The sequence below is a fragment of the Paenibacillus polymyxa genome (assembly GCF_018614975.1).
Taxonomy (GTDB): domain Bacteria; phylum Bacillota; class Bacilli; order Paenibacillales; family Paenibacillaceae; genus Paenibacillus; species Paenibacillus polymyxa_E.
The window spans coordinates 634,662-661,213 of the sequence record NZ_JAGGNR010000008.1; the positions used below are offsets into that span (position 1 = coordinate 634,662).

The 26,552-nt window shown below is 45.7% G+C and carries 24 protein-coding genes; all 24 read right to left on the minus strand.

Annotation, left to right across the window (positions count from 1 at the left end; all coding sequences use genetic code 11):
- Positions 1 to 81: 81 nt before the first annotated feature.
- A complete protein-coding gene (pnp, locus tag J7E78_RS06240; protein ID WP_215075419.1) occupies positions 82 to 2,184 on the minus strand; it encodes a polyribonucleotide nucleotidyltransferase in 2,103 nt (700 codons plus the stop codon).
- 256 nt (positions 2,185 to 2,440) lie between these two features.
- Positions 2,441 to 2,710, minus strand: coding sequence for a 30S ribosomal protein S15 (rpsO, locus tag J7E78_RS06245; RefSeq protein ID WP_215075420.1), 270 nt, complete (start codon positions 2,708 to 2,710; stop codon positions 2,441 to 2,443).
- Positions 2,711 to 2,869: 159 nt separating this feature from the next.
- Positions 2,870 to 3,808, minus strand: a complete 939-nt coding sequence (locus J7E78_RS06250) for a bifunctional riboflavin kinase/FAD synthetase (RefSeq protein WP_397330464.1) — start codon at positions 3,806 to 3,808, stop codon at positions 2,870 to 2,872.
- Positions 3,809 to 3,878: 70 nt separating this feature from the next.
- Positions 3,879 to 4,802 carry a tRNA pseudouridine(55) synthase TruB gene (truB, locus tag J7E78_RS06255; RefSeq protein WP_215075421.1) on the minus strand — a complete coding sequence of 308 codons (924 nt, stop codon included), beginning with the start codon at positions 4,800 to 4,802 and terminating at the stop codon, positions 3,879 to 3,881.
- Positions 4,796 to 5,773: a DHH family phosphoesterase gene (locus tag J7E78_RS06260; RefSeq protein ID WP_215075422.1), complete on the minus strand. Its 978-nt coding sequence runs from the start codon at positions 5,771 to 5,773 to the stop codon at positions 4,796 to 4,798. Before J7E78_RS06260 ends, truB begins: the two co-directional genes overlap by 7 nt.
- 19 nt (positions 5,774 to 5,792) lie before the next feature.
- A complete protein-coding gene (rbfA, locus tag J7E78_RS06265; RefSeq protein ID WP_017689140.1) occupies positions 5,793 to 6,152 on the minus strand; it encodes a 30S ribosome-binding factor RbfA in 360 nt (119 codons plus the stop codon).
- Positions 6,153 to 6,177: 25 nt separating this feature from the next.
- On the minus strand, positions 6,178 to 8,763 hold the full coding sequence (gene infB / locus J7E78_RS06270; RefSeq protein ID WP_215075423.1) for a translation initiation factor IF-2: 2,586 nt from the start codon (positions 8,761 to 8,763) through the stop codon (positions 6,178 to 6,180).
- On the minus strand, positions 8,756 to 9,085 hold the full coding sequence (locus tag J7E78_RS06275) for a L7Ae/L30e/S12e/Gadd45 family ribosomal protein (protein WP_017689142.1): 330 nt from the start codon (positions 9,083 to 9,085) through the stop codon (positions 8,756 to 8,758). The genes infB and J7E78_RS06275 overlap by 8 nt, the downstream gene beginning before the upstream one ends.
- A complete protein-coding gene (gene rnpM / locus J7E78_RS06280) occupies positions 9,078 to 9,383 on the minus strand; it encodes an RNase P modulator RnpM (RefSeq protein WP_017689143.1) in 306 nt (101 codons plus the stop codon). The genes J7E78_RS06275 and rnpM overlap by 8 nt, the downstream gene beginning before the upstream one ends.
- A gap of 25 nt (positions 9,384 to 9,408) precedes the next feature.
- Complete coding sequence (nusA, locus tag J7E78_RS06285; protein ID WP_063566378.1) at positions 9,409 to 10,506, minus strand: transcription termination factor NusA; 1,098 nt, start codon at positions 10,504 to 10,506, stop codon at positions 9,409 to 9,411.
- Between the two features lie 123 nt (positions 10,507 to 10,629).
- Positions 10,630 to 11,091, minus strand: a complete 462-nt coding sequence (gene rimP, locus J7E78_RS06290) for a ribosome maturation factor RimP (protein ID WP_215075424.1) — start codon at positions 11,089 to 11,091, stop codon at positions 10,630 to 10,632.
- Positions 11,092 to 11,347: 256 nt separating this feature from the next.
- Positions 11,348 to 15,667 carry a PolC-type DNA polymerase III gene (locus tag J7E78_RS06295; protein WP_215075425.1) on the minus strand — a complete coding sequence of 1,440 codons (4,320 nt, stop codon included), beginning with the start codon at positions 15,665 to 15,667 and terminating at the stop codon, positions 11,348 to 11,350.
- Positions 15,668 to 15,866: 199 nt separating this feature from the next.
- Positions 15,867 to 17,321 (minus strand): proline--tRNA ligase, encoded by a 1,455-nt coding sequence (proS, locus tag J7E78_RS06300; RefSeq protein WP_215075426.1) that lies wholly within the window; start codon positions 17,319 to 17,321, stop codon positions 15,867 to 15,869.
- Positions 17,322 to 17,383: 62 nt separating this feature from the next.
- Positions 17,384 to 18,655, minus strand: coding sequence for an RIP metalloprotease RseP (gene rseP / locus J7E78_RS06305; RefSeq protein WP_215075427.1), 1,272 nt, complete (start codon positions 18,653 to 18,655; stop codon positions 17,384 to 17,386).
- Between the two features lie 113 nt (positions 18,656 to 18,768).
- Positions 18,769 to 19,908, minus strand: coding sequence for a 1-deoxy-D-xylulose-5-phosphate reductoisomerase (locus tag J7E78_RS06310; protein ID WP_215075428.1), 1,140 nt, complete (start codon positions 19,906 to 19,908; stop codon positions 18,769 to 18,771).
- Between the two features lie 70 nt (positions 19,909 to 19,978).
- Complete coding sequence (locus tag J7E78_RS06315) at positions 19,979 to 20,773, minus strand: phosphatidate cytidylyltransferase (RefSeq protein WP_215075429.1); 795 nt, start codon at positions 20,771 to 20,773, stop codon at positions 19,979 to 19,981.
- A 16-nt stretch (positions 20,774 to 20,789) separates the two neighbouring features.
- Entirely contained in the window at positions 20,790 to 21,557 is a 768-nt protein-coding gene (locus J7E78_RS06320; protein WP_017689151.1) for an isoprenyl transferase, read from the minus strand.
- An 89-nt stretch (positions 21,558 to 21,646) separates the two neighbouring features.
- Positions 21,647 to 22,201: a ribosome recycling factor gene (gene frr / locus J7E78_RS06325; protein WP_215075430.1), complete on the minus strand. Its 555-nt coding sequence runs from the start codon at positions 22,199 to 22,201 to the stop codon at positions 21,647 to 21,649.
- Positions 22,201 to 22,929, minus strand: coding sequence for a UMP kinase (pyrH, locus tag J7E78_RS06330; protein ID WP_076208883.1), 729 nt, complete (start codon positions 22,927 to 22,929; stop codon positions 22,201 to 22,203). The genes frr and pyrH overlap by 1 nt, the downstream gene beginning before the upstream one ends.
- A 231-nt stretch (positions 22,930 to 23,160) precedes the next feature.
- Complete coding sequence (tsf, locus tag J7E78_RS06335; protein ID WP_124114084.1) at positions 23,161 to 23,811, minus strand: translation elongation factor Ts; 651 nt, start codon at positions 23,809 to 23,811, stop codon at positions 23,161 to 23,163.
- Between the two features lie 115 nt (positions 23,812 to 23,926).
- Positions 23,927 to 24,625 (minus strand): 30S ribosomal protein S2, encoded by a 699-nt coding sequence (rpsB, locus tag J7E78_RS06340; RefSeq protein ID WP_017689155.1) that lies wholly within the window; start codon positions 24,623 to 24,625, stop codon positions 23,927 to 23,929.
- 296 nt (positions 24,626 to 24,921) lie between these two features.
- Entirely contained in the window at positions 24,922 to 25,548 is a 627-nt protein-coding gene (locus J7E78_RS06345) for an endolytic transglycosylase MltG (protein ID WP_215075431.1), read from the minus strand.
- A gap of 3 nt (positions 25,549 to 25,551) precedes the next feature.
- On the minus strand, positions 25,552 to 26,136 hold the full coding sequence (locus J7E78_RS06350) for a hypothetical protein (RefSeq protein WP_215075432.1): 585 nt from the start codon (positions 26,134 to 26,136) through the stop codon (positions 25,552 to 25,554).
- A gap of 65 nt (positions 26,137 to 26,201) precedes the next feature.
- On the minus strand, positions 26,202 to 26,516 hold the full coding sequence (locus J7E78_RS06355) for a hypothetical protein (RefSeq protein WP_215075433.1): 315 nt from the start codon (positions 26,514 to 26,516) through the stop codon (positions 26,202 to 26,204).
- Positions 26,517 to 26,552 lie beyond the last annotated feature (36 nt).

A 26,552-nucleotide genomic window follows, 5' to 3' on the forward strand; every position in this document is an offset into this window, starting at 1 on the left:
TAAACGTTAAAAAAAGAGCCAGAAATTCACATTCTGTCTCTTCATTCAATCTATCCATTTGTAACCTGTCGCTTCGGTATCCTAGGATTGAGCCGGAGCTTCAGCAGTCAAAACCGCTTTACGGGACAAGTTGATTCGACCTTGTGGGTCAATTTCCGTTACTTTCACCGTAATGGAATCACCGATGGCTACAACATCTTCCACTTTGGCAACACGTTCAGTTGACAGTTGCGAGATGTGTACCAGACCTTCTTTGTTCGGAAGTACTTCAACGAATGCACCGAATTTCTCTACGCGTTTTACTTTGCCGACATAAATCTCGCCGACCAATACTTCGCGCACAATACCTTCAATGATCGCTTTGGCTTTATCATTCATCTCCTGGTTGGAAGAAGCGATAAAGACACGTCCATCCTGTTCAATATCAATTTTAACACCGGTTTCTTCGATGATTTTATTGATAATTTTACCACCTGCACCGATCACATCACGGATTTTGTCCGGATTGATATACATCGTTGTGATTTTAGGTGCATATTGTGATAACTGCTCACGTGGAGTTTTCAAAATTTCGTTCATTTTACCCAAAATGTGCATACGACCTTCTTTGGCTTGATTCAATGCATCAGACAAAATTTGACGATTAATGCCAGCAATTTTGATGTCCATTTGAATCGCGGTTACACCTTCTGGTGTTCCGGCTACTTTGAAGTCCATGTCACCCAGGTGATCCTCCATACCTTGAATATCACTCAGAATGGAAACATGATCGCCATCTTTGATCAGACCCATTGCCACGCCCGCAACCGGAGCTTTAATTGGAACACCTGCATCCATCATAGCCAAAGTGCTTGCGCAGATACTTGCCTGAGATGATGAGCCGTTGGATTCCAGAACTTCAGATACCAGACGAATCGTGTATGGGAAGTCTGTTTCGGAAGGGATCACTTTGGAAAGCGCACGCTCACCCAGTGCACCATGTCCGATTTCACGACGGCCTGGAGCACGCAATGGACGAGCTTCACCTACGCTGAATGGTGGGAAGTTATAGTGATGCATGAATCGTTTCGTTTCTTCAAGGCTGATTCCGTCCAAAATCTGAACATCACCCAGTGCACCAAGTGTACAAACGCTAAGTGCTTGCGTTTGACCACGTGTAAACAGTCCTGTACCATGTGCACGTGGCAGCAGAGATGTATCACATTCAATTGGGCGAATTTCAGCAAGTCCACGTCCATCCGGACGAACTTTATCATGCGTGATCAGACGGCGCACTTCTTCTTTGACGATATCGTGCAGAACTTCCTTCACGTCTTTGAGCAATTCAGGACTTTCAATATATTTCTCTTCAAAGTGAGCAACGGTTTCGTCATTCACTAGATCGATTGCATCTTGACGAGCATGCTTCTCGGCGATTTTAACCGCTTCGACCAGACGAGCACTTGCGAAATCACGCACACTGCTGTTGACTTCAGCATTAACGGTACGTAACTTAACAGCCATTTTTTCTTTTCCAGCAACTTGCACAAGTTGTTCGATTACAGCAATAATATTTTGGATCTCATCATGTCCAAACATGATTGCTTCGAGCATCACTTCTTCCGGCACTTCGTTTGCTTCGGCCTCAACCATCATGATGGCATTTTTGGTTCCTGCAACGACCAGTTCAATATCACTGACTTCGAGCTGTGCAATCGTTGGGTTAATGATGAACTCGCCATCAATACGTCCAACTTTCACGCCACCAATCGGTCCGCTGAACGGAACATCCGAAATGCTCAATGCTGCCGATGTACCAATCATTGCAGCGATTTGCGGTTCACAGTCTTGATCCACACTCATAACGATGTTCAGAACTTGTACATCATTCCGGAAGCCTTCCGGGAACAATGGACGAATTGGACGGTCCGTCAGACGGCTCGAAAGAATCGCTTTCTCACTTGGTCTGCCTTCACGTTTAATAAATCCACCCGGGATTTTACCTACGGCGTACAATCTTTCTTCATAGTTCACCGTTAGTGGGAAAAAGTCCAGATCTTTCGGCTCACTTGATGCTGTCACGGTACACAATACCACGGTATCCCCGTACGTTACCTTAACGGCAGCATTAGCCTGCTTGGCCAAACGCCCGGTTTCAAGCGTAAGCTTTCTTCCACCAAGCTGCATTTCAACACGCTGTTCCATGAAATTCCTCCTTTTATTCGTCCTAACTCAATGGATTCTGCATATTCACAGTATTTCCTGCTTGTCCTGCATTCATTAGCTATGTAAGATCTTGCAACATGCTAATCTGCACAACAAAAGCTCCTCACGGAGCCCATCTACAAATATATGGCAACATGTTCATCTACAAAACAACCCGGCTGTAAGTTCCGCTTGTCCTTTTAGACAAAAGAATGACGGATAACAGCCAGGTTGATTTTGAAAACATGTACGATAATTAACGACGCAATCCGAGTTTTTCGATCAGTGCGCTGTAACGTTTAACATCTTTGTTTTTCACGTAAGCCAAAAGCTTACGACGTTGACCTACCATTTTCAAAAGTCCACGACGTGAGTGGTGGTCTTTCTTATGCGTACGCAAGTGGTCTGTCAAACTTGTGATGTTTGCCGTAAGGATAGCAACTTGCACCTCTGGAGATCCTGTATCGGACTCGTGAGTTTTGTGCTCGTCGATCAGTTGTTGTTTACGTTCTTGAGTCAATGCCATCCTGTTCACCTCCTTCAATATAATCGCCATTAGCCTCGTCACCGCCGGTGAGAGCAAGCAACCAAGCCAAGGTTAATGTTGTCTCAATCGACAACGTAGTACAGTATATCATAATTGCCTAGTTAAAGTAAATGTAAACATGCATTTAATCCTGAGGCTTTAAGATAACAGGCGGCCGGCAGTTAATGCATCTTCATAAATCTTGCTAATCAATGCATCAATGGAGTCAAACTTTCGTTCTGCACGAATATAATGAACGAGCTCAACCTTTAGTTCCTGGTCATACAAATGTCCATCAAAATCAAGCAGGTGTACTTCAAACGTAGGTTTCATCCCGCTTTCGTGAAACGTAGGTTTCACACCGAGATTCATTACGCCACGCAGTTCCTGTTCGCCATACTGCACACGAACAGCGTAAACACCCTTCGACGGGGTAACGTAATGATCCGTGAGTTCAAGGTTGGCTGTAGGAAATCCAATCGTTCGTCCACGCTTCTCCCCGTGAATGACGGTTCCTCTAATGCTGTAAGGTCGGCCAAGCCACTGACTGGCCTCATCCATCTCCCCACGCTTCAACAGACCACGAATGAGAGAACTACTCACTTTTTCACCATTTAGCAAGAAAGGAGGAACGGTTTCCACCATCATCTCTCCTTCTCCCAAAGTACGAAGAAGTTGTTCATCCCCTGCACCCTTGTGACCAAAACGGAAGTCAAAACCCACCACCGCTGTTCGTGTCTGAAGAGGAATCAACAAGTCGTGTACGAATTGTTGTGGCGTCAGCCGTGAGAAATCTTCATTGAACTCCACCACATAGAGCACATCAACGCCCATTCCTGCCAAGATGTCTTCTTTATCTCTCAAGGGAGTTAAATAACCCTCGTAATCCCCTTTGCGCATAACTTCCTTCGGATGTGGATGAAAGGTCATGACCGCTGCCTGCATGCCCGTTTCCCGCGCAATGCGGACAGCTGATAAAATGACACTTGCATGTCCGAGATGCAGTCCGTCGAATTGACCAATCGCAAGCACTTGGGGCAATGTGCTCAGTTCAGTCGAATGTAACGTCTGCGGATAGGTTAGCATTACGGTTTTCACAATCATTCACCTGCATTTCACTAGATAGGCCAAACTTGAGCATCACCATAACTCCAAGCTCGAAACCTCTTTATTCCGGCAAAAAGACTTTAACTGCCCTCACCGTTGATTTTAGTTCATCCCGTTCAAATATCCCCAGAAACGTACCATCCTGAGCATACAACCGCAATAAACCAGGTTGCTCTACAGGCGGTTCCAGAAGACGTGCAGACAGTTTCTGACCTTGAAGTGCTCCTTTGGCCTGTTCTTCTCCAACCTTGTGGGCCGGAATTGAAGCAATAGCCTCGTCAACAGGAATCAACGCCTCCGCCAAAGTCCCGTCAGCCATAAGTTGTTCCACTTCTTCAATACGAAGACAACGATCTGCAGAGATACCTGCCGATATCGTACGCTCCAGTTGAACCATGGTCGATGGATATCCGAGTTGCCGGCCAATGTCTACACACAATGTCCGAATATAGGTACCTTTTGAACATAAGGCCCGAAAGGATATATCTGTGGTCTCACCCTGAATCTCAATCCCTGTAAGTTCGAGCTCATAGATTGTGACCTCACGGCTCTTACGCTCTACCGTCTTTCCTTCACGAGCAAGTTCATAAAGACGTTTGCCGTCTACCTTTACCGCAGAATACATGGGTGGTACCTGAGAGATCGTGCCCAGAAACTGCTCAAGCACCTGTTGAACCTGTTCCTGTGTTACTTCCACAGTCGTTTCAGCCCGCTCAATGACTTCCCCTGTCATATCCTCTGTGTCAGTAGACAGTCCCAATCTGAGCGTAGCCAGATATTCCTTCGGAAGCTCCTGCATGTACTCCACCACACGTGTCGCCCGTCCAAGACAGAGCGGCAGAACGCCTGTAACTTGTGGGTCAAGTGTGCCCGTATGCCCAATGCGCTTCATTTTCAGAATGCGACGCATTTTGGCTACAACATCATGAGAAGTAAATCCCGCCGGTTTATATACCGGAAGTACACCTTCAAATGGCTTTACCATTGTGAATTCACCTGCTTCAGTACTTTTGCGACAATATCATCAAGTCTGCCTTCCAGACGACATCCGGCTGCGAGCACATGCCCGCCTCCGCCAAAGGTCTGTGCTAGTGCAGCAACATCAACTTTGCCAGCTGAACGCAAAGAAACCTTGACTGCATTCTCGTTGATGACTTTGAAAAAGATACCAACTTCCACGCCCTGAATGTTGCGCGGATAGTTCACTACCCCTTCAAGATCTTCATTAGCTGCTCCGCAAGCGACCATATCATCTGGTGTAATAACAACCCAGGCTATCTTTCCATCATCTGTCATCTGCAGGCTTGATAGTGCCTGATTCAAAATCCGAACTTGTGGAAGAGTCACCTGCTCCAACAAGGTCTGGGCGAGATAGGGTCCATCCACGCCATGTTCAAGCAGTCTGGAGGCCGTTGTCATTACATTTGGGCTGGTATTGGCATAGCGGAAGCCACCTGTATCGGTAAGCAATCCTGTATAAACTGCCGTCGCAACATCTTTATCCCATGTTACTTGGAACAGGTTAAGAAAATCGAACAAAATTTCAGCCGTTGCAGCAGCATCTGCCTTAATGATGTTGACTGTACCATAACCGTCATTTGTAGGGTGATGATCAATATTCAAAATAACAGCATCGTCTTCGAAATATTGACGTGTCAGACCCACTCTGGCAAAGTCTGCACAATCCACACAGATAACAGCTTTATATTTTCGCTGCGGTGGTTGTTCGGTCATGTTCACAATGTTGCCTGCTTCCCACAAAAATTGCATGCGCGCGGGGATTTCACCTTCATTAATCATCGTGAATGTCTTGCCCAGACATGACAGCAGCCAGCCCACCGTTACCGTCGAGCTGACTGCGTCACCGTCCGGCTGTACATGCGACACGACCAGGTAATCATCATGCTCCAGCAGAAATTGCTTTCCGGCCTGGAGCGCCTGTTCATAAGTGTGCATTGCCGTCTCCTCTATTCTGTTACTGGGATTCGTTCTTGTCGGAACCAATATCGCCAAGCAGCTTCTCAATTCGGCTGCCATAAGCGATGGATTCGTCAATCTTGAATATCAACTCGGGAACATGCCGGAACCGGATACGTTTGCCCAGCTCGGAACGCAAAAATCCATTTGCTTTTGCCAGAGCTTTGAGCGTGTTATCTTTTTGTTCCTGTTCACCGAAGACACTCAGATAAACTTTGGCTTGCGACAAGTCTCCTGTCACTTCGACTCCCGTTACCGTAATAAAGCCGATACGTGGATCTTTCAGTTCAGACTGGATGAGCAGACTGATTTCTTTCTTGATCTGCTCGCCCACTCTACCTGTACGAATCTTAGCCATTGTTGTTCACCTCATGCTTCCTTGCTTATCGTTGTACTGTCTCCATAATGAAGGCTTCGATAACGTCGCCTTCTTTGAGATCATTGTATTTATCCAGTGTGATACCGCACTCGTAGCCTTGGGCTACTTCTTTGGCATCATCTTTGAAACGTTTCAGGGAATCCAGCTTGCCTTCGTAAAGGACGATGCCATCACGAATCAGGCGTGCTTCCGCAGAACGCGTAATTTTACCCGAGGTAACCATACAACCAGCGATGGTGCCCACTTTACTGATGGAGAACGTGCTCCGAACTTCAGCATGACCGATAACTTTTTCTTTGTAGATCGGATCAAGCATACCTTTCATTGCTTGTTCAATTTCTTCAATAACACTGTAGATTACGCGATGCAGACGAATGTCTACTTGCTCTTGATCTGCAGTCAATTTCCCCTGATTATCAGGACGAACGTTGAAACCAATCACGATAGCATTGGATGCCGCAGCCAGAATGATGTCGGACTCAGTGATTGCACCAGCGCCGCTATGAATGATTTTCACGCGTACACCTTCAACTTCGATCTTCGCAAGGGAACCTTTCAATGCTTCAACCGAACCTTGTACGTCACCTTTGATGATTACGTTCAGATCTTTGATCTCGCCATCTTTGATGTGCTGGAACAGATCATCCAACGTTACGCGAGTATGTGTACCCAGATCGGATTCACGTTGCGTAATCGCACGTTTGTCAGCGATGGAACGCGCTTTGCGCTCATCTTCAAACACCATGAATGGATCTCCCGCACCTGGAACTTCAGTTAAACCTGTGATTTCTACAGGTGTTGAAGGTCCAGCCTCTTTCAGACGACGACCTTTGTCATTGACCATCGCACGGACACGACCGAAGCAGTTACCTGCTACGAAAGCATCGCCGACTTTCAATGTACCGTGCTGTACGAGGATACGGGCAACTGGGCCACGTCCTTTATCCAGCTCGGCTTCAATTACTGTACCACGGGCACGTTTGTCCGGGTTCGCTTTGTATTCGTTCACTTCTGCAACGAGCAGAATCATTTCAAGCAGACCTTCCAGACCCATTCTTTGTTTCGCTGACACGTTAACAAAGATGGTATCTCCGCCCCACTCTTCCGGAACGAGTTCATAGTTAGTCAATTCTTGTTTTACTTTATCCGGATCAGCACCCGGTTTGTCGATTTTATTGACAGCAACGATAATTGGAAGCCCAGCTGCTTTAGCATGGTTAATCGCCTCAATTGTTTGTGGCATAACACCATCATCTGCTGCTACAACAATAATCGTCATATCGGTAACCTGTGCACCACGTGCACGCATCGCTGTAAACGCTTCGTGACCCGGAGTATCCAGGAACGTGATCTTTTTGCTGTTGATTTCAACTTGGTATGCACCGATATGTTGTGTGATTCCGCCTGCTTCGCCGCCGGATACATTCGTGGAACGAATGGCATCCAGCAAAGTTGTTTTACCATGGTCAACGTGACCCATGATCGTAACTACTGGTGGACGATCCTGCAAGTCAGCAGCATCATCATTCTCTTCCAGTGTTTCGAAACGGTCATCTTCAAGCACAATCTTCACTTCAACCTCAACACCGAATTCACCTGAAAGCAGAAGGATCGTTTCGATATCAAGCTCTTGATTGATTGTTGCCATAACGCCCATAGCGATGAGCTTTTTGATAACTTCGGAAGCATCCTTATGGAGCAACTTCGCTGTTTCACCTACAGTCATATCACCACGAACGATGATTTTCTTAGGTGTGTTATCAATTTTCTCACGTTGTTGGTACTGTTGTTGATTTCTGTTGCGGTTGTTCTTGCCACCACGGTTACCACGGAAGTTACCGCCACGATTGTCATCATAACGACGTCCACCGCCACCGCTGTTCGAACGGTTACCACTATTGTTGTTGCTGCCAGTAGTACCACCTGGTCCGCTTCTACGTTGGCCTTGTCCTTGGCTCTGACCTTGGCCACCGCTACGGTTGCCAGCAGTACCTGTATTACCACCGCTGTTAGGTCCTGAAGTTCTTACTTGACCTCCACCGCTGTTATTCGGACGTTGACCCGATCCTTGCGGACGGGATGCAGTACTGCTTTGTCCTCCTTGAGCCGGTCTTGGACGGTTAGTTGATTGTCCTCCTTGGCTTGAGCCTTGGGAAGAGTTTGTTCTGTTGCGGCTGTCTTGGCCGCTGGGTCTTTGGGTGCCATTGTTATTGTTGGAATTTGGTCTATTGTTCATACCTACCTGCTTTTCCTGTTGTATTTTTGTTTGTACGGGACTACCGGATGGGTTACTGCTCTTCGGCGTGTTCACTCCGCCGGCCGGCTTGTTGCTGTCCACTGGTTTGTCACTGCGCACTGCCGAAGTAGCAACTGGTTTTGCATCGTTGCCTTGTTTCGAAGCAGCAGTGGATTTAATATCTTTAAAAAATTGTTCCACCTTACCGACTGAACCATTCTCCATGACACTCATATGATTGTTTACGGGAATTTCCAGCTTTTTAAGAATGGTTATAATTTCTTTACTACTCATATTAAGGGACTTCGCATATTCATAAACTCGCAATTTATCCTTGTTTTCCTGTTTACTCAATATACTCCACCTCCGACATTATACCGACTTGCTTGGAGATCATTTTTGCAAACCCTCGATCCGTTACTGCAAGAACAACACGCGTGTCTTTACCGATACTTGAACCCAGACTATCCCGGTCAAATCCGATCAACAGAGGAACCTTATAAGTTCCGCATTTATCGCGAAATTTCTTTTGTGTATTGGCTGAGGCGTCACCCGCAACAATAACCATTTTAGCTTCGGAAGAACGGATCGCTTTAAGTACAATTTCTTCACCTGTTACAAGTTTACCTGCACGCATAGAGAGTCCCAGATAAGACAGCGTTTTAATATTAGTCATGTTCACGCTCCTGTGCTGCTTTGAATTCATCCTCAACCGCGATAAAGTCAGCTGCTAATTGCTCGTAAATTTCAGGTGAGACTTTGCCTTTTAACGCCCGATCCAAAGCCCGGTTTTTGAGTGCGAGCTTAAAACAAGACTCTTTGCCGCATAAATAGGCACCACGTCCGGATTTTTTGCCAGTCAAATCGATCAGCACTTCATCCTCTGGTGTTTTTACAATGCGAATCAGCTGCTTTTTGGGCATCATTTCTTGGCATGCCACACATTTGCGCAGCGGCACTTTTTTTGGTTTCATACGTCAGCGCCCCCCGTACTTTACTTTAGTCGACGGAGACGGAATCCTGATGCATTTCAGAAGAAGAATCTTTTTCTCTGCCGAATTCCTGTTCCGCCTGGCTCTCGCTCTTAATGTCGATTTTCCAGCCGGTTAATTTGGCTGCCAATCTGGCATTTTGGCCTTTGATACCAATTGCGAGCGACAGTTGATAGTCCGGAACGATAACCCGAGCCATCTTTTCTTCCTCAAATACTTGAACTTCCAATACTTTGGAAGGACTCAGTGCATTAGCAACATATTCGTCTACCTGATCGGAGAAACGAACGATGTCGATTTTTTCACCGCGCAGCTCACCCACAATGGTCTGCACGCGTATTCCCTTAGGACCTACACAAGATCCAACTGGATCAACTTCCTCGTTGCGGGAATGAACGGCAATCTTGGAGCGGAACCCTGCTTCGCGAGCGACGGAGCGAATTTCAACTACACCGTCAAAGATCTCAGGCACTTCCAGTTCAAAGAGACGTTTCAAGAGGCCCGGATGGGTACGGGACAAAATGATTTGCGGCCCTTTCGTCGTATTCTCGACCTTGGTGATATACGCCTTAATACGGTCACCATGAACAAACTTCTCGTTCGGCATCAATTCGGTCAGCGGTAAAGCCGCTTCGATTTTGCCCAGATCGATGTAGATATTGCGCAAATCCTGACGCTGCACCACTCCCGTAACGATATCTTCTTCCTTATCTACGAAAGCGTTGTAGATCAGGCCGCGTTCGGCTTCACGAATCCGCTGGGTCACTACCTGTTTGGCAGTTTGTGCGGCGATACGTCCGAAATCACGCGGCGTAACTTCAATCTCCGCAATATCTTCCAGCTGGAAGTGTGGGTTGATTTCTCGTGCAGCAGGCAATGAAATTTCGGTACGTGAATCCAGGACTTCTTCCACGATCAATTTACGGGCATACACCCGAATAACTCCAGTATTACGGTTCATGTCAACACGCACATTCTGGGCCGTGTTGAAATTCCGCTTGTAGCTGGAAATTAGTGCAGCCTCGATCGCTTCAAACAGCACATCCTTGCTGATCCCTTTTTCCCGTTCCAATTCATTCATTGCTTCAATAAAATCCATACTCATGAATGTTGATCCCCCTTTCAAACATGGCATCTCATACGCAAAACGGCGAAAGGCTCTGAACTCATGAGCACCTTGCCGTTATCGTGAGATGTGTCTTTTTCATTAATAAAGTGAACAAGGCACTTAAAACAAAATAGCTAGGCGCGCACTGGCAACCTGATCATAAGAAATGGCATGCTGTTTTTTGCCTGCTTCGATCACAAGTTCCCCGTCATCAAAGGAAAGCAGCTTGCCTTCAAATTCCTTCAATCCGTTCACCGGCTCGTAGGTTGTAACAAAAACATTTTTGCCTACAGCTTTAGTAACGTCCTCAGTTTTTTTCAGTGGACGCTCCGCACCGGGAGAAGACACTTCAAGGAAATAGATGGTTGGAATCGGATCGTTCTCATCCAGCTTGGCGCTCAGCTTTTCGCTGATCAAGACGCAATCGTCGATGTCGATGCCACCCTCTTTGTCGACATACACCCGTAAAAACCAGTTGCTGCCTTCTTTGACGTATTCGATGTCAACCAGCTCGAAGCCTTGTTCGTTCAAGTAGGGTTGGATCATTTCTTCCACGGTAGATTTAATGTTCGTTGTGCTCAAAACCAATAACCTCCAACTTAGGTTACACCAGCAAAAAAGCACTGGCAGATTATTCAATACCCAAGATTCTTGTATACCAAAGACTAAAGAGTGGGTTTCCCCACTCTTTAGAAATTCGTACTATCTCGTTCACTTCAAAAATTATAACATAGTCTGGTAATAGTGACAAGTAAGCGATGGTTCAGGCAGTTTACTTACTAATGAAGGAAAAATTACGTTCCCGCAACAATCGCTATGGTTAAATCCAAATTCAATCCTAGAAAAGGGAAAGCTGATTGCTCTCTGGCAAGCCACGGAAACATCCCATATTGGACAAGAGTTCAACAATGGTCTTACTTGCTTTCGACTTCTGCTGGAAGTCCTCAACCGATAGAAACTCACCATGATCTCTTGCTGCCGCAATATTGCGAGCAGCATTATCCCCGATTCCTGCCAACGCCGAAAATGGAGGGATTAGTGATTTTCCGTCAACGATGAACTTTGTCGCTTCCGAACGGTATAAGTCAATGGATTTCAGCGAGAATCCGCGTGCTGCCATTTCCAGACCCATTTCCAGGACAGGTAACATGTTTTTCTCTTTCGGAGGTGCCTGGAAACCTAATTGCTCAATTTCCGTAATTTTGCGATAGATCGCGTCATATCCCTGACACATCAGTTCGATATCAATCTCATCCGCCCGCACGGTAAAGTAAGTTGCGTAATATTCAATCGGATGATATAGCTTGAAGAACGCCGTACGTACTGCCGAAATAACATAAGCAGCCGCGTGAGCCTTCGGGAACATGTACTGGATTTTGAGACACGAATCAATGTACCATTGAGGCACTTTACAATTCTTCATCTCGTCAATCCATTCCTGTGGCAGACCTCGTCCCTTACGAACACTCTCGGTAATCTTAAATGCCAGACTTGCGTCCATTCCCGTTTTATAAATCAGGAATAACATGATATCATCCCGACAACCGATTACCGTCTTAATGTTACACGTTCCGTTCTTAATCAGATCCTGAGCGTTTCCAAGCCATACCCCTGTACCATGGGACAATCCGGAAATCTGCAGTAAATCGGCAAAAGATGTCGGCTGGGATTCAACAAGCATCTGACGTACAAACTTCGTTCCCATCTCCGGCACACCAAACGTCGCGACCGGCGACCTAATCTGTTCAGGTGTAACACCCAGAGCTTCAGTTGAGTTAAACATGCTCATGACTTTGGGATCATTCATCGGAATGGTCGTTGGATCGACACCTGTCAAATCCTGTAACATCCGCATCATAGTGGGATCATCGTGCCCCAGAATATCAAGTTTCAGCAAGTTTTCTTCAAAAGCATGATAATCAAAGTGTGTCGTTTTCCACTCCGCATTAACGTCGTCAGCCGGAAACTGCACAGGTGTAACGTCTTCTACCTCGATATAATCAGGTACCACGACAATACCGCCGGGATGCTGTCCAGTACTCCGTTTCACCCCAGTACAGCCAGAGGCCAAACGATTCAATTCAGCTCCGCGCCATTTCTTGTGATGTTCTTCCTCATACTTCTTGGCAAAACCAAATGCTGTTTTCTCAGCCACCGTACCAATGGTCCCCGCACGGAAAACACTCTTCTCACTAAATAGTACTTTCGTATAGTTATGAGCATGAGGCTGATAATCACCAGAGAAGTTCAAGTCAATATCGGGAACTTTATCTCCTTTAAATCCAAGGAAGGTCTCAAACGGAATATCTTGGCCTTCTCCTTTAAGTGTGCCACCACAATCCGGACACTCTTTCTCTGGAAGGTCAAATCCACTTCGAACACTGCCGTCCAGGAACCACTCGCTGTGTTTGCATTCTGAATTCACACAAATATAATGAGCAGGTAGTGGATTAACCTCGGATATACCCAAGAATGTAGCAACAACAGAGGAGCCAACCGATCCCCGCGAACCTACAAGGTAACCATCCTGATTCGATTTTTTAACCAAGCGTTCCGAGATCAGATAGTTGGCAGAAAACCCGTATTTAATAATTGGAATGAGTTCTTTCTCTAGTCGTGCCACGATTACTTCCGGTAATTCCTCGCCGTAGATGGACTTGGCAGTGTTATAACAGGTATTACGGATTTCTTCGTCTGCCCCTTCCAGAATCGGAGTAAACAGTTTGTCCGGGAATAACTTAATTTCCTCAAATCGGTCAGACAACTCTACCGTATTTGTAACAACGACCTCGTATGCTTTGTCCTGACCCAGGAACTGGAACTCTTCCAGCATTTCCTCTGTCGTTCTAAAATGTGCATCCGGTTTACGCTGATCTTTCAGTGGACTAAATCCTGTAATTCCGTGAATGGTGATATCCCGATATAACTTGTCACGCGGTTCCAAATAGTGCACGTTACCTGTGGCTATGACCGGTTTATTAAGTTTTGCACCTATATCGATGACTTTACGGATCGCTGTTTTGATTTCTTCGGGTGTAGCCACCAACCCTTTATCCACCAAATGCATATACATGGTAAGTGGTTGGATCTCCAGAATGTCATAGAATTCAGCGATCTCTTCCGCTTCTTCGAGCGATTTGTTAAGCACCGCTTCGAAAAACTCACCTTTTTCACAGCCCGATATAACTACAAGGCCTTCACGCAAATTAATCAGTTTTGATTTGGGAATGCACGGTACCCGCTTAAAATGTTCCGTATGAGAGAGAGATACCAGCTTATATAAATTTTTCTTACCAACATCATTCAGTGCATAGATTCCACAATGGAAAGGTCTTGTATTCGACAAGTCGACACCTACATAATCATTCAAGCGATCAAGCCTTGTCAAACCTTTCATCTGGGCAGCATCATTTAATAATCCGATCAGGATACCCGCGAGTGCAACCGTATCATCAATGGCACGGTGATGGCTTTCGAGTCCAACCTTATATTTATCCGCCATCGTATTCAGACGGTGGTTCTTATTTTTTGGAAATAACAATCTCGCCAGTTCCAATGTGTCAAGGACCGGGTTAGGAAGCTCTGGCAATCCAATTTGCTTCAAGGAAGCCTGGATAAAGCCCATATCAAAACGTGCATTATGGGCAACAAGTACACCATCTCCCGCAAACTGTACAAAATCACGGATAACAGGCTCAAGCTCAGGTGCATCTTTTACCATTTCATCATTAATATTGGTCAATTGCTGAATGTTGTAGGGAATGCGTTCATGCGGATTCACAAACGTTGCAAACCGGTCGATTTCTTTACCATCCTGCATCTTCACGGCAGCAATCTCAATGATTTTGTTCTGCGTTACCGACAGACCTGTGGTCTCGATATCAAATACGATGTATGTTGCTGTTTGGAGATCCAATGGCTGAGGAGCCATTACAACGGCAACAGAGTCATTCACAACATTGGCCTCAAGGCCGTAGATCATTTTAATCCCGTTTTTCTTAGCAGCCTTGGAAGCCTCGGGATATACCTGCACCCCACCATGATCACTGACAGCAATCGCCTTATGTCCCCACTCAGCTGCCATTTTCACGTATTTGTCGATTGAAGTTACAGCATCCATGGTACTCATCGTAGAGTGCAAATGGAACTCCACCCGTTTCTCTGGTGCATTATCTTTACGAGACGGCGGTGCTTTAACTTCAATCAAATCCGAAGGAATCATGGCGAGTTCAGGAATCTGCATAAACCGGTCATACTCTACACGACCACGCACTTTTACCCATTTACCGTTCGCCAGCAAACTGAGGATTTTAACGTCCTCTTTGGTTTTGGCAAACATCTTCATTTGCATGGAGTCCGTGAAGTCGGTCAGGTAGAAGGTAAACAACGTATTTCCGTTTCGCAGTTCTTTACGATCCAGTCCAAACACCGAACCTTGAAGTGTGACCTTTTTCTCTTCATCCTGGATTTCCTGCATGGGTACTGCAGGTTCCTTGATGTCATAACCCATTTGCAAACGCAGATCACCCTGCTCCTCATCCACCGGGATTTCTGTGTCCACTTCACTCATCATTTTCTCGATGACCTCAAGTTCTTCTACACGTTTTTGGGCCTGGAACTGTTCCATGGCCTCTTTATTACTTCCCACTTCACCCACTTGCATCTTGATGCGAAGAGGTAGATGAAAGTATTTTTCATAGAATTTTGTAATAGCCTGATCAATCTGTTTCTTACGAGCCAATTCCATCGACGTTGCATCACTCATTGTCAGTTGTAGGAGATCCTCTTCACACTCAAAGGTTGTCCGGTTCATCCAACCATTCACAGATGGAATCTCACGGGTAACCCACTCCAGAAACAGATTCCAATATTCACTGACGATATCACCATTTTGTACCTGGTCCGTGTATTTGAAGCCAAATGAAATTTTGGCGATATGATTCATCTTCTCTTGAATATGCAGGCAAAATGTGCGATAGATTGGAGCGGGTACCAACGTATCCTTTGCAATCAGAATATTCCATTCCCGATTACTTCGATTGGTCTCTACTTGTTCAATCCATCCATCCAAAAAATAGGGCTCTAACAGACCAGCCGGAAGCTCTGCCTGTTTCATCAACAACTCAAACCGTTTTCTCTTCTCCTCGAATCCGCTCATCGTGTTCCTCCTTGTACCCCCTTAAAGCATGAAAAGCCCCTGCATTCAAAAATGTCACCGATCCGAACTCGCACCGACTCATTTTATCCGACAGAAGCTCTCCATTCATTACTCTTACAGTCCGTACGTGCCATTATATACATTGAACAAAAAGATATTTACATGTTTAGTTCAATGTATATAGTCAGGTTATTTCGACTTAATACGCTCTTGCAAACACAACCGTGTGTTCTGCCTGTTCACCACAAGCCAGGCACGTATGCTTTTCTTCCGCAGGCTGGAACGGAATGTTCCGGCTTGTTGCACCTGTAACTTCTCTTACTTTATCTTCGCAAGCTTCTGAACCGCACCATCCAGCCAGTGTAAACCCGCGTTTATTTTCCATCAGTTCTTTCATCTCATCGAGTGTATCCACGGAGTAGAAGTTATCCGACATAAATGTGCGAGCACGTTCTAACATATCTACCTGGATCTGTGTCAGCATAGCCTGGATCTCTTCTACCAGGTTTGTTTGTTCTACCACTTTCTTCTCACCTGTGATGCGTGATACGAGTACACAAACGCCATTTTCCATATCACGTGGACCAATCTCCAGACGAATCGGAACACCACGCATCTCGTATTCATTGAATTTCCAACCTGGGCGAACATCGCTGCGATCATCCATTTTCACACGGACTCCAGCTTTTTTCAACTCAGTGAACAACTCATCTGCACGCCCAACCACAGCATCACGCGTTTTCGGAGGTCCAATTGGAATCATGACCACTTGTGTTGGTGCGACTTTAGGAGGAAGTACGAGACCACGGTCATCTCCGTGAACCATAATTAATGCACCGATCAAACGTGTGCTTACTCCCCATGAAGTAGTGTAAGCCAGCTCGAGCACATTGTTCCGGCTAAGATACTGGATTTCAAATGCTTTTGCAAAGTTCGTCCCCATGTAATGAGATGTACCTGCTTGTACAGCACGTCCATCCTTCATCATGGCTTCGATCGAGTACGTATCCACCGCACCCGCAAACTTCTCAGATTTGGTTTTCTGACCCACAATTACAGGAATAGCCAAGTATTCCTCAACCACTTCACGGTAAATCTCAAGCATTTTCATCGTTTCTTCACGTGCTTCTTCTTCGGTCTCATGCGCAGTATGACCTTCCTGCCACAGAAACTCACTTGTGCGAAGGAACGGCAACGTTCTTTTTTCCCAACGAACTACGTTAGCCCACTGGTTGATCAGTACCGGAAGATCCCGATAAGACTGAATCCACTTGGAATACATATGACCAATAATCGTTTCGGATGTAGGACGGATTGCCAGACGTTCTTCAAGCTTCTCTCCGCCAGCTTCCGTAACCCATGGTAATTCAGGGTTAAAACCTTCCACGTGCTCTTTTTCCTTTTGAAAGAAGCTCTCAGGAATGAACATCGGGAAATACGCATTGCGATGACCCGTTTCCCGGAAACGACGATCCAACTCATCCTTAATATGTTCCCAGATTTCAAATCCGTCTGGTTTGAACACAATACAACCGCGTACGGGTGCATAGTCCATGAGATCAGCTTTTTTGATAACATCAATGTACCAGCGTGAGAAATCCTCACCCTGTGGTGTGATTTCAGTCACGAACTGTTTATCATTTTCCTTTGACATAAGACTCCAGCGTCCTCCCATAACGACTATCTCTGAATGTCCAGAGCGTAGTCCAACCGTAATTATCCGTTAATTAAACGTAATATATCATTGTAAGTTACTGCCAGCATCAACACAAACAACATCGCAAATCCAATGAAATGCACCATGCCTTCGCGATTGGGATCAACAGGTCTGCCGCGCAGCGCTTCAATTCCCAAAAATACGAGACGGCTGCCGTCCAGTGCAGGTATGGGAAGCAGGTTGAAAATCCCAAGATACAAACTCAAAATCGCTGCCCATCTCGTTAACTGCTCAATCCCTTGTTTAGCAATTTGCCCTGTCACTTCAAATGTACGAACTGGACCACCAATATCATCCATGTTGAATTGATTGATCAGATGTTTAAAACCTTCAAATATTACTTTGGTTGTATCAACCATGGCCACGCCTGAGACTTTAAACGTCTCTACAAACCCAACAGATCGAGTTGGTAACGTAGGTACGATTCCCACTTTACCGCCCTCTTGTCCTTCTACAGCACGTGGAGTAATCGTTATATTAAACGTATCCGAACCCCGGCGCAGCGTCCATTCCATTGGCTTGTCTTTGGAATCGGCAATCATCGACACCATTTTTTGTGAATCTGTACCAATAACAGTACCATTGATCGTCTCGATAATATCGCCCTTTTGCAGGTTCGCCTGATCGGCTGCCCCACCTTCAAGCACTTCACCAATTTGTAGATTTTTGGGATTCTCCACTGGAACTCCTGCCATCTGCGCATATACTGCAAACAGCACAAAGGCCAAGATAAAGTTCATCAGAGGTCCCGCAAAAATAGCCAATGCACGCTGTCCAACGGTTTTGCTGCCGAATTGACGATCTTTCGGTGCAATCTGCGTTTGTTTACCACGACTTACCAACATCGCTTGGGGATGTATACGATACTCCTGAATTTCACCATCTACGTCCAGTTGCAGTTTCAGGGCATTCTCCATATCAATGGAGATGACTTCACCACGTATTACATTTTTACGGTTATCCAGCTGGTCCAGATAAATCATCTTCACCTGGTCATCCGCTGATCTTACCGCAATGGTCTGTCCTTCCTGGATCTCTACCAGTTCCGGATCTTCCCCTGCCATCCGTGCATATCCACCAAAAGGCAACAAACGCAATGTAAACTGGGTCTCGTTTCTTTTATATGAGAACAATTTGGGACCAAAACCGATCGCAAATTCCCGTACAAGAATACCGGCGCGTTTGGCAAAATAATAATGCCCCCATTCATGAACCGTCACGATGACAAAGAACATGAGCACCGTTAGAAATACCACTTGTATGGTTTCCAATCCCTATCCATCCTCCTTCACGGCACATACCGCAGTCTGTCCCTCTAGATTATCATTATTCTCTGATGCCGCACAAGAGAATCACTTCTTCCAATTTGTTATGAAAAAAGAGATTACAGACCGGACGCAAGCTTACGGCTCTCCTGATCACAACGCGCGATCTCCTGCAGATCAGGCTCGTCCACATTGTGGTGTGCTTCCAGCACAGAAGCAATAATATCTTCTATTTTAAGGAATGAAATCTCTTTACGCAAGAAACGAGCTACAGCAACCTCGTTGGCTGCATTAAACGCCGTTGTTGCGGTTCCTCCCATTTTACCACACTCATACGCCATTCTTAAACACGGGAACCGTTCCATATCCATCTCACGGAAATGTAATTTCCCCGCTTGAGCAAGAGACAGACGCTGTGCTGGTGATGGCAAGCGGTCAGGGTAAGTCAATGCATATTGAATGGGAACTCGCATATCCGGATTCCCCAGTTGAGCGATGATGCTGGTGTCATCAAATTCCACATAGGAATGAATAACACTCTCTGGGTGGAGCAATACATTAATCTGATCATATCGAAGACCAAATAACCAATGTGCTTCAATGACCTCAAGACCCTTGTTAACCATCGTTGCCGAGTCTATCGTGATTTTGGAGCCCATTGACCAATTCGGATGTTTAAGCGCATCCTCTATAGTCACGTTCTTCAACTGTTCACGGGTAAGATCACGGAATGATCCACCTGAAGCGGTGAGCGTGATGCCTGTCAGGCGTTCTCTGTTTTCACCATTTAAACATTGGAATATGGCAGAGTGCTCACTATCAACGGGCAGTAAAGAGACTCCTTTGGCAGCCGCTCTTGTCGTAACGATATGCCCCGCTGTAACCAATGTCTCCTTATTGGCGAGTCCGATCTGTTTGCCTGCATCTATGGCAGCAAGCGTTGACTCCAATCCAACACTGCCCACCACCGCTGTAACAACCGTATGCGCATCGGTTCCTGCCGCAACTTCTACGAGTCCTTCGTTGCCATAAAATAGTTGCGTTCCTGCTGGCAAATGTGGAGCTATCTTCTCCGCCAGTTCTTTGGAACCCACCGATACCTTCTTCGGCCGGTAACGTTTGGTTTGTTCGATCAGCAGGTCTGTATTGACTCCGGCAGCCAGTCCCTCCACTTGAAAGAGTTCTGGATGCATGTCAACTACATCCAGTGTCTGGGTTCCAATGGAGCCGGTTGACCCGAGAATCGCAATTTTTTTCATGCTGCACCTCATCTTTAATTATCCAATGCCTACGGCGAACAATGCTGTTATCTCAGTCTCATGTTCTTCTTTAGTAGGGCAGTAGCATTAGTATATGTACGAATGGAAAAACAACAATCCAGCTGTCGCACCGATCAAGAATGCCTCCATGCCCTGGGAGAAGACTGCCTGAATCCTTGATATTATATACACGTTTGTATGCAGACTGGATCAAGTCACCCATCTGACCTACAACTGCACAGGCAATTCCGATCACAATCGCTCTCTGCCAGGAAAGCAAACCATCTGATACTAATGCAAAAATAACTGAAATAACAATTGCAATTACGATGCCACCCAGTGCACCCTCCACAGTTTTATTTGGACTGATAGAAGGCCACAGTTTGTTTTTACCAATTAGTTTCCCTACAAAATAAGCTCCTGCATCACTGGCCCATATGGAGCCCAGCAACAGGAACGTCCAGAACAACCCATGATGCAGATGTCTGGATTCTGCAATGTAATAGAAACCGATCCCTATATACAACACGCCGAGGAAAAGCATGGCCACTGTATTCACGGGAACCTTATTTTTGGTGACAACCGAAGCTGTCATCAGTACAAGCATTACTGTCCAGATGACCTGAAATAAAGATAGCGGTCTTGCCTCCCAAAGCATTTCCCACGGAAACACAATGGCAAAAACACCAGCATATCCAATCAGGGCCACACCTGAAAAAGGCATCACCCCGGTCATTTTAACAAATTCATAATAACCGATGAGAGCCATAAGCAATACCAAACCATGGTACCAGGGTCCGCCCAGCATGCAAAAACCTAAAAACAACACACCTGCTATGATTCCTGTCGTTAATCGCTGTTTCAACGGATTCATCCTCCATCTATTTCAAACCGCCGTAACGCCTTGTTCTGCGCTGATATTCGGCTACTGCTTCAAGCAAATGCTTTTTGCCAAATTCGGGCCAGTATATATCCGTAAACCATAATTCACTATATGCAAGCTGCCAAAGCATAAAGTTGCTTAATCTCAACTCTCCACTCGTCCGGATTAGCAGATCCGGATCGGGCATGTCAACCGTCAGCATATGTCTATCAATGAGTTCAGGTGTTATGTCCTCTGCCGATAGTTCCCCCGATTTCACCTGCAGAGCGATCTGTTTAACACAGTCCGTCATTTCACGACGACTTCCATAGTTCATTGCAAAGTTCAAAACGAGACCAGTATTATGCTCCGTAAGACGAATGGCTTCCCGCAAGGCATTAATGGTATGAGAAGGTAAATGTTCCTCTTGACCCATCATGCGAATGCGCACATTTTTTTCTATAAGTTCATCCAGCTCTATGGCTAGAAATTCTTGCGGAAGTCGCATCAGAAAATCCACTTCTTCTTTTGGACGCGTCCAGTTTTCTGTCGAAAAAGCGTACATCGTCAGATATTTGATGCCCAGTTCATCCGCCGCGATGGTCGCACGTTTGACCGCCTTCATACCATTTTGGTGCCCGGCTATACGCGGGAGTCCCAAACGTTTGGCCCATCGTCCATTGCCGTCCATGATGATGGCGACGTGCTGCGGGATATTGTCCTCGGATATAGTCAGCGTTTCCTGCTTGTCAGCCCCATTCCACCACGACCGAACCCGTTTGATCATTCCTGTTCCTCCAAAATCCCTGAAGTTTCTTTATCTGAAGCTTGGAAAAAGAGACAAAACCCCACCGTATTGGAGGGGCTGCGCTTGTCTTACACTTCCATAATTTCTTTTTCTTTGGCAGCGAGTACCTTATCGACTTCAGCAATAAACTTGTCAGTCGATTTTTGGATATCGTCCTGATGTCTCCGGGACTCATCCTCGGAAATATCTGACTTCTCCATTTTCTTGATGTCATCATTCGCATCACGGCGAATGTTACGAATCGCTACTTTACCTTCTTCACCGAACTTCTTCGTCAGCTTAACAAGTTCCGCTCTACGTTCTTCCGTCAATGCCGGAATAGACAAACGGATCATGCTACCATCATTGGCTGGAGTAAGACCCAGATCCGATTTCATGATGGCACGCTCGATGTCACCCATAGAAGATTTGTCCCAAGGCTGTATCATCAGTGTACGGGAATCCGGAGTACTGACATTAGCGAGTTGATTCAATGGCGTCATTGCTCCATAATACTCTACCTGAATTCGGTCCAGAAGAGCTGGAGTTGCACGGCCTGCACGCAAAGTAGCCAGGTCACGACGCAATGCTTGAATTGCTTTTTCCATACGCTCTTCGGCATGTTGTTTAACCGCTTGTGGCATTAATCTACACTCCCTTTAACGATAGTTCCGATACGTTCACCCAGAACAACACGTTTGATGTTACCTTGTTCCGTAATGGCAAATACGATCAACGGGATGTTGTTGTCCTTACAAAGCGAGGATGCCGTTGAATCCATTACACCAAGGTCTTTGTTAAGAATATCCATGTAAGTCAACTGATCAAATTTCACAGCTGTACTGTCCTTAAACGGATCTGCTGAGTATACACCATCAACTTTATTTTTGGCCATCAAGATAACTTCTGCTTCAATCTCCGCTGCGCGCAGTGCTGCTGTTGTATCCGTGGAAAAGAACGGGTTACCTGTACCTGCTGCAAAAATAACGACCCGGCCCTTCTCCAGATGGCGAATAGCTCTACGACGAATATAAGGCTCTGCGATTTGTTGCATTGCAATAGATGTCTGTACACGCGTAGGTACTTCAATCTGTTCCAAAGCATCCTGCAGTGCCAGCGAGTTCATTACCGTCGCCAGCATACCCATATAATCAGCAGTTGCACGATCGATGCCCTTTTCGCTACCGGCAATTCCACGCCAGATGTTTCCGCCGCCACATACAATAGCAACCTGTACACCAAGTGCAACAACCTCTTTTACCTGTTGGGCAATCGACGAGATCGTATCTGCATCAATACCGTAGCCGTTTTGACCGGAAAGAGACTCTCCGCTGACCTTTAAGACAACACGTTTAAATACTGGCTGTTCCAATTATTCACCCTCCACTTTGAATCGAACACGCTTGGTGTTCAACCAACAAAACTTCTCGCGCATGGCCTCCTGCTTAAAAAGAAAGGAACACAGTTGTGTTCCGCTCTTTTAGGAAAAACGTTAACCGGCAAGGCACTGTTTTCCTGAGATATAAGGGAGTTTACGCTTCGAAGTTTCATCATTCTTATATCTTCGAAAATCAATCCTGCTCGCGAGTTTATAGAAACCGTCTTATTTGTTAACTTGGGACATTACTTCTTCTACGAAGTTGTCTACTTTTTTCTCAAGACCTTCACCCAGTTCGTAACGAACGAAACGACGGATGGAGATGTTTTCACCAATTTGGCTGATTTTTTCGTTCAGCAATTGGGAGATCGTTTTGTCTGGATCTTTAACGAAAGTTTGTTCCATCAGGCAGTACTCTTCGTAGTATTTACCGATACGGCCTTCAACCATTTTTTCAATGATTTTCTCTGGTTTGCCTTCGTTAAGAGCTTGAGCTTTCAGGATTTCTTTTTCTTTTTCCAGCTCATCTGCAGGAACTTCTTCGCGTGTAACGAATTTAGGATTAGCTGCAGCGATTTGCATAGCTACATCTTTAACGAAATCCTTAAATTGATCCGTTTTACCAACGAAGTCTGTTTCACAGTTAACTTCAACCAAGACACCAATACGTCCACCAGCGTGGATGTAAGATTCAACAACACCTTCAGTTGCTGCACGGCCTGCTTTGCTTGCTGCTGCAGAGAGACCTTTCTCACGCAACAATTCAGCTGCTTTTGTTACATCACCGTTTGCTTCTTCCAGTGCTTTTTTGCAATCGAGCATACCAGCGCCCGTTCTTTCGCGAAGTTCTTTTACTGCACTCGCATTAACTGCCATTATAAATTCCCTCCAACATTAAGTATTGTACGTACACTCTAAAAAAAGGGCAGTGAGAGGTTATCCACCTGCCAACCACCCTTTTCATTTAGTTTATAACATATGTTCGAATCTATTAAGCGGAAGTTTCTTCGCCTTGGTTAGCTTCGATTACAGCATCAGCCATTTTACCTGTCAGCAATTTAACAGCGCGGATCGCGTCGTCATTACCCGGGATAACATAATCGATCTCATCCGGATCGCAGTTAGTATCAACGATACCAACAATTGGGATACCCAATTTGCGAGCTTCCGCAACAGCGATACGCTCTTTGCGTGGATCGATGATGAACAGGGCGCTTGGCAGGCCTTTCATATTTTTAATACCGCCCAAGAATTTCTCCAGACGATCTTTTTCTTTGCGAAGCAAGATTACTTCTTTTTTAGGCAATACAGCGAATGTACCGTCTTCTTCCCAAGCTTCCAACTGTTTCAAACGATCAATACGTTTTTGAATCGTTTGGAAGTTAGTCAGGGTACCGCCGAGCCAGCGTTGGTTAATGTAGAATTGACCAGCACGTTCAGCTTCTTCTTTAACAGAATCTTGAGCTTGTTTCTTGGTGCCCACGAAAAGAATTTTACCATTCTCTCCTGCGATTCCTTTAACGAAATTGTAAGCCTCTTCGACTTTTTTCACCGTTTTTTGCAAATCGATGATGTAAATTCCGTTTCTTTCAGTGAAGATATAACGATCCATTTTTGGGTTCCAACGACGAGTCTGGTGACCGAAGTGTACCCCAGCTTCGAGAAGCTGCTTCATGGAGATTACTGCCATCTTCACACACCTCCTAATATGGTTTTTATTGTGTCCTCCGCCGGCATCATTTTTCGCCAAGACTCTCCATAAGGAAAGCACCCTCAACAAAATTAGCACATGCGTGTGTTTTAACACCGTTATCTAATATAGCATAATTGACTGCCCGATGCAACAGTCTTTGAAGCTAAAATCTACTTTTCGTTTTTTGCTAGCTTCGAATCATTTTAAACTTGATATGTAACTCAGGCGCTAATTATTATCAAGCTTTGAAAATGCACCGTTTAATACGCAAAAACCGTCCTGTCCGAGCATGCTCAGTTTGACGGTTCTTTCGTAATTTTTGCGATAATGGATTTGAAACTTTCGCCTTTTTCAAGCGCATAGGTACCCACTTGGATTTTGGTATTGATTCTCTCAGCCTTGCCAGCCTTTATGAATGCTTGAGCATCATCTACAATTCCCGCGGTTTTTAGGTTTGCTGCAACGATCGCCAGACTATTTCCTGAACGTACTTTGAATGATACTGTTGCGCCTTTCGGATTGCTCGGCGCTACAGGTTCTGTTGTCTTCGGCTCAGTTATCTCTTTCTGCTCTTCAACTACATTTGCAGCGGGCTCTTGTGGGTTCTCAGGCTCTTCAGGTGTCTCCGTAGAGGTTACTGCCTCAGGCGGTGCTGCTGTATTTCCCTGCAACTCACTGCTCTCCTGCTTTTTCTTTGCCACCCACTCTGCTTCTGTGTATAGTTCCTCTTCAGAACCGACCACCTTCATATCCAGGCTTTTTGCGGCTGTTTCAAGCTGTTCTTTGGTCATATTGGCGGTCTGCTCGGGGTCCAGGTTACTATCCGACAATGCATTTTGTCCAACTGTAGCCAGTTGAAGCAAAACCGCACCAATAATCATGCCGCTCCCCAAACCAATCCATAAGGATCGCTTGTCCATGACTTAGCTTTCCTCCCGTTCTGCCAGTTGCAGTATTAACTGTACCTCACCACGCTGAATGCCTGTCTTCTTGGATATGGCATCCACCGACTTGCCCTCAGCATGTAGATTAAAGAGTTCTGCATATCGATCTTTAATCGATTCACGCCCAGGCAAAGTTTCGACTTTACTGGTCTGTAGGTCTGCTTTTAACGCCTGCTGGGCCGCCTCTACTTGTACACTTTTCACGAGCGCTTGTGCTTGCAGACCTTCGGAAGCTTGTCCGGGTATATTACCTGAGTGTGGAACGGGTGATGCGACAGGTTCGTTCTTTTTGCTCTGTTCCAGCTGATCCAACCGCTGCTGTAATTCCTGAAGTTGCAATTGCATACGTTGATCGGCTGCTGTCGCTTCTCCCTTCATTTCAGCCACACGTTGAATAAGTGCATCATTATCATTTTCGATCTCGGTCATGTAGTGTTCAAGCGTAGATTCCATCTCCTGCACCAGTTGATGCCCGGGCTCCTGCGCCTTGTTTTTACGAGGCATAATATAAGCGTAGGCGATGGCGCAGGCCCCTAATATGACAATAATGATCCATGGTGACAATTTGGGTTCTCTCCTTCTGATTCAACCATCGGTGCGCAAGACTGCCTATCCATAACAACCATCTATTATAAAGACAGATCTATGTGTTTTCCTTTGTACGGGTGCTCTGCAGGTTTGACAGTTTCTTGAGCCTGAGCATTCTCCTGTCCATCGGAACCATTCTGCTGATTCCCATCATGGGTATGACCATCACGCACCGAAGTCTGTGAAGTTTCGTCCATTGCTTCACTTCGTTGCCTTGCTTCATTTGCTTCTTTCGATGTTTGCTCTGCCAAAAGATTCTGATCTGTAATCGGTCGCTGCTGGGCTTCACTTTGATAACGTCCCGCTTCACTTGTTCGTGGTACCGCAATCTGCAACTCCACTGCTTTGAAACTCATACGCTCACCTCACGGTTTCGAATGGATTTCTTCATG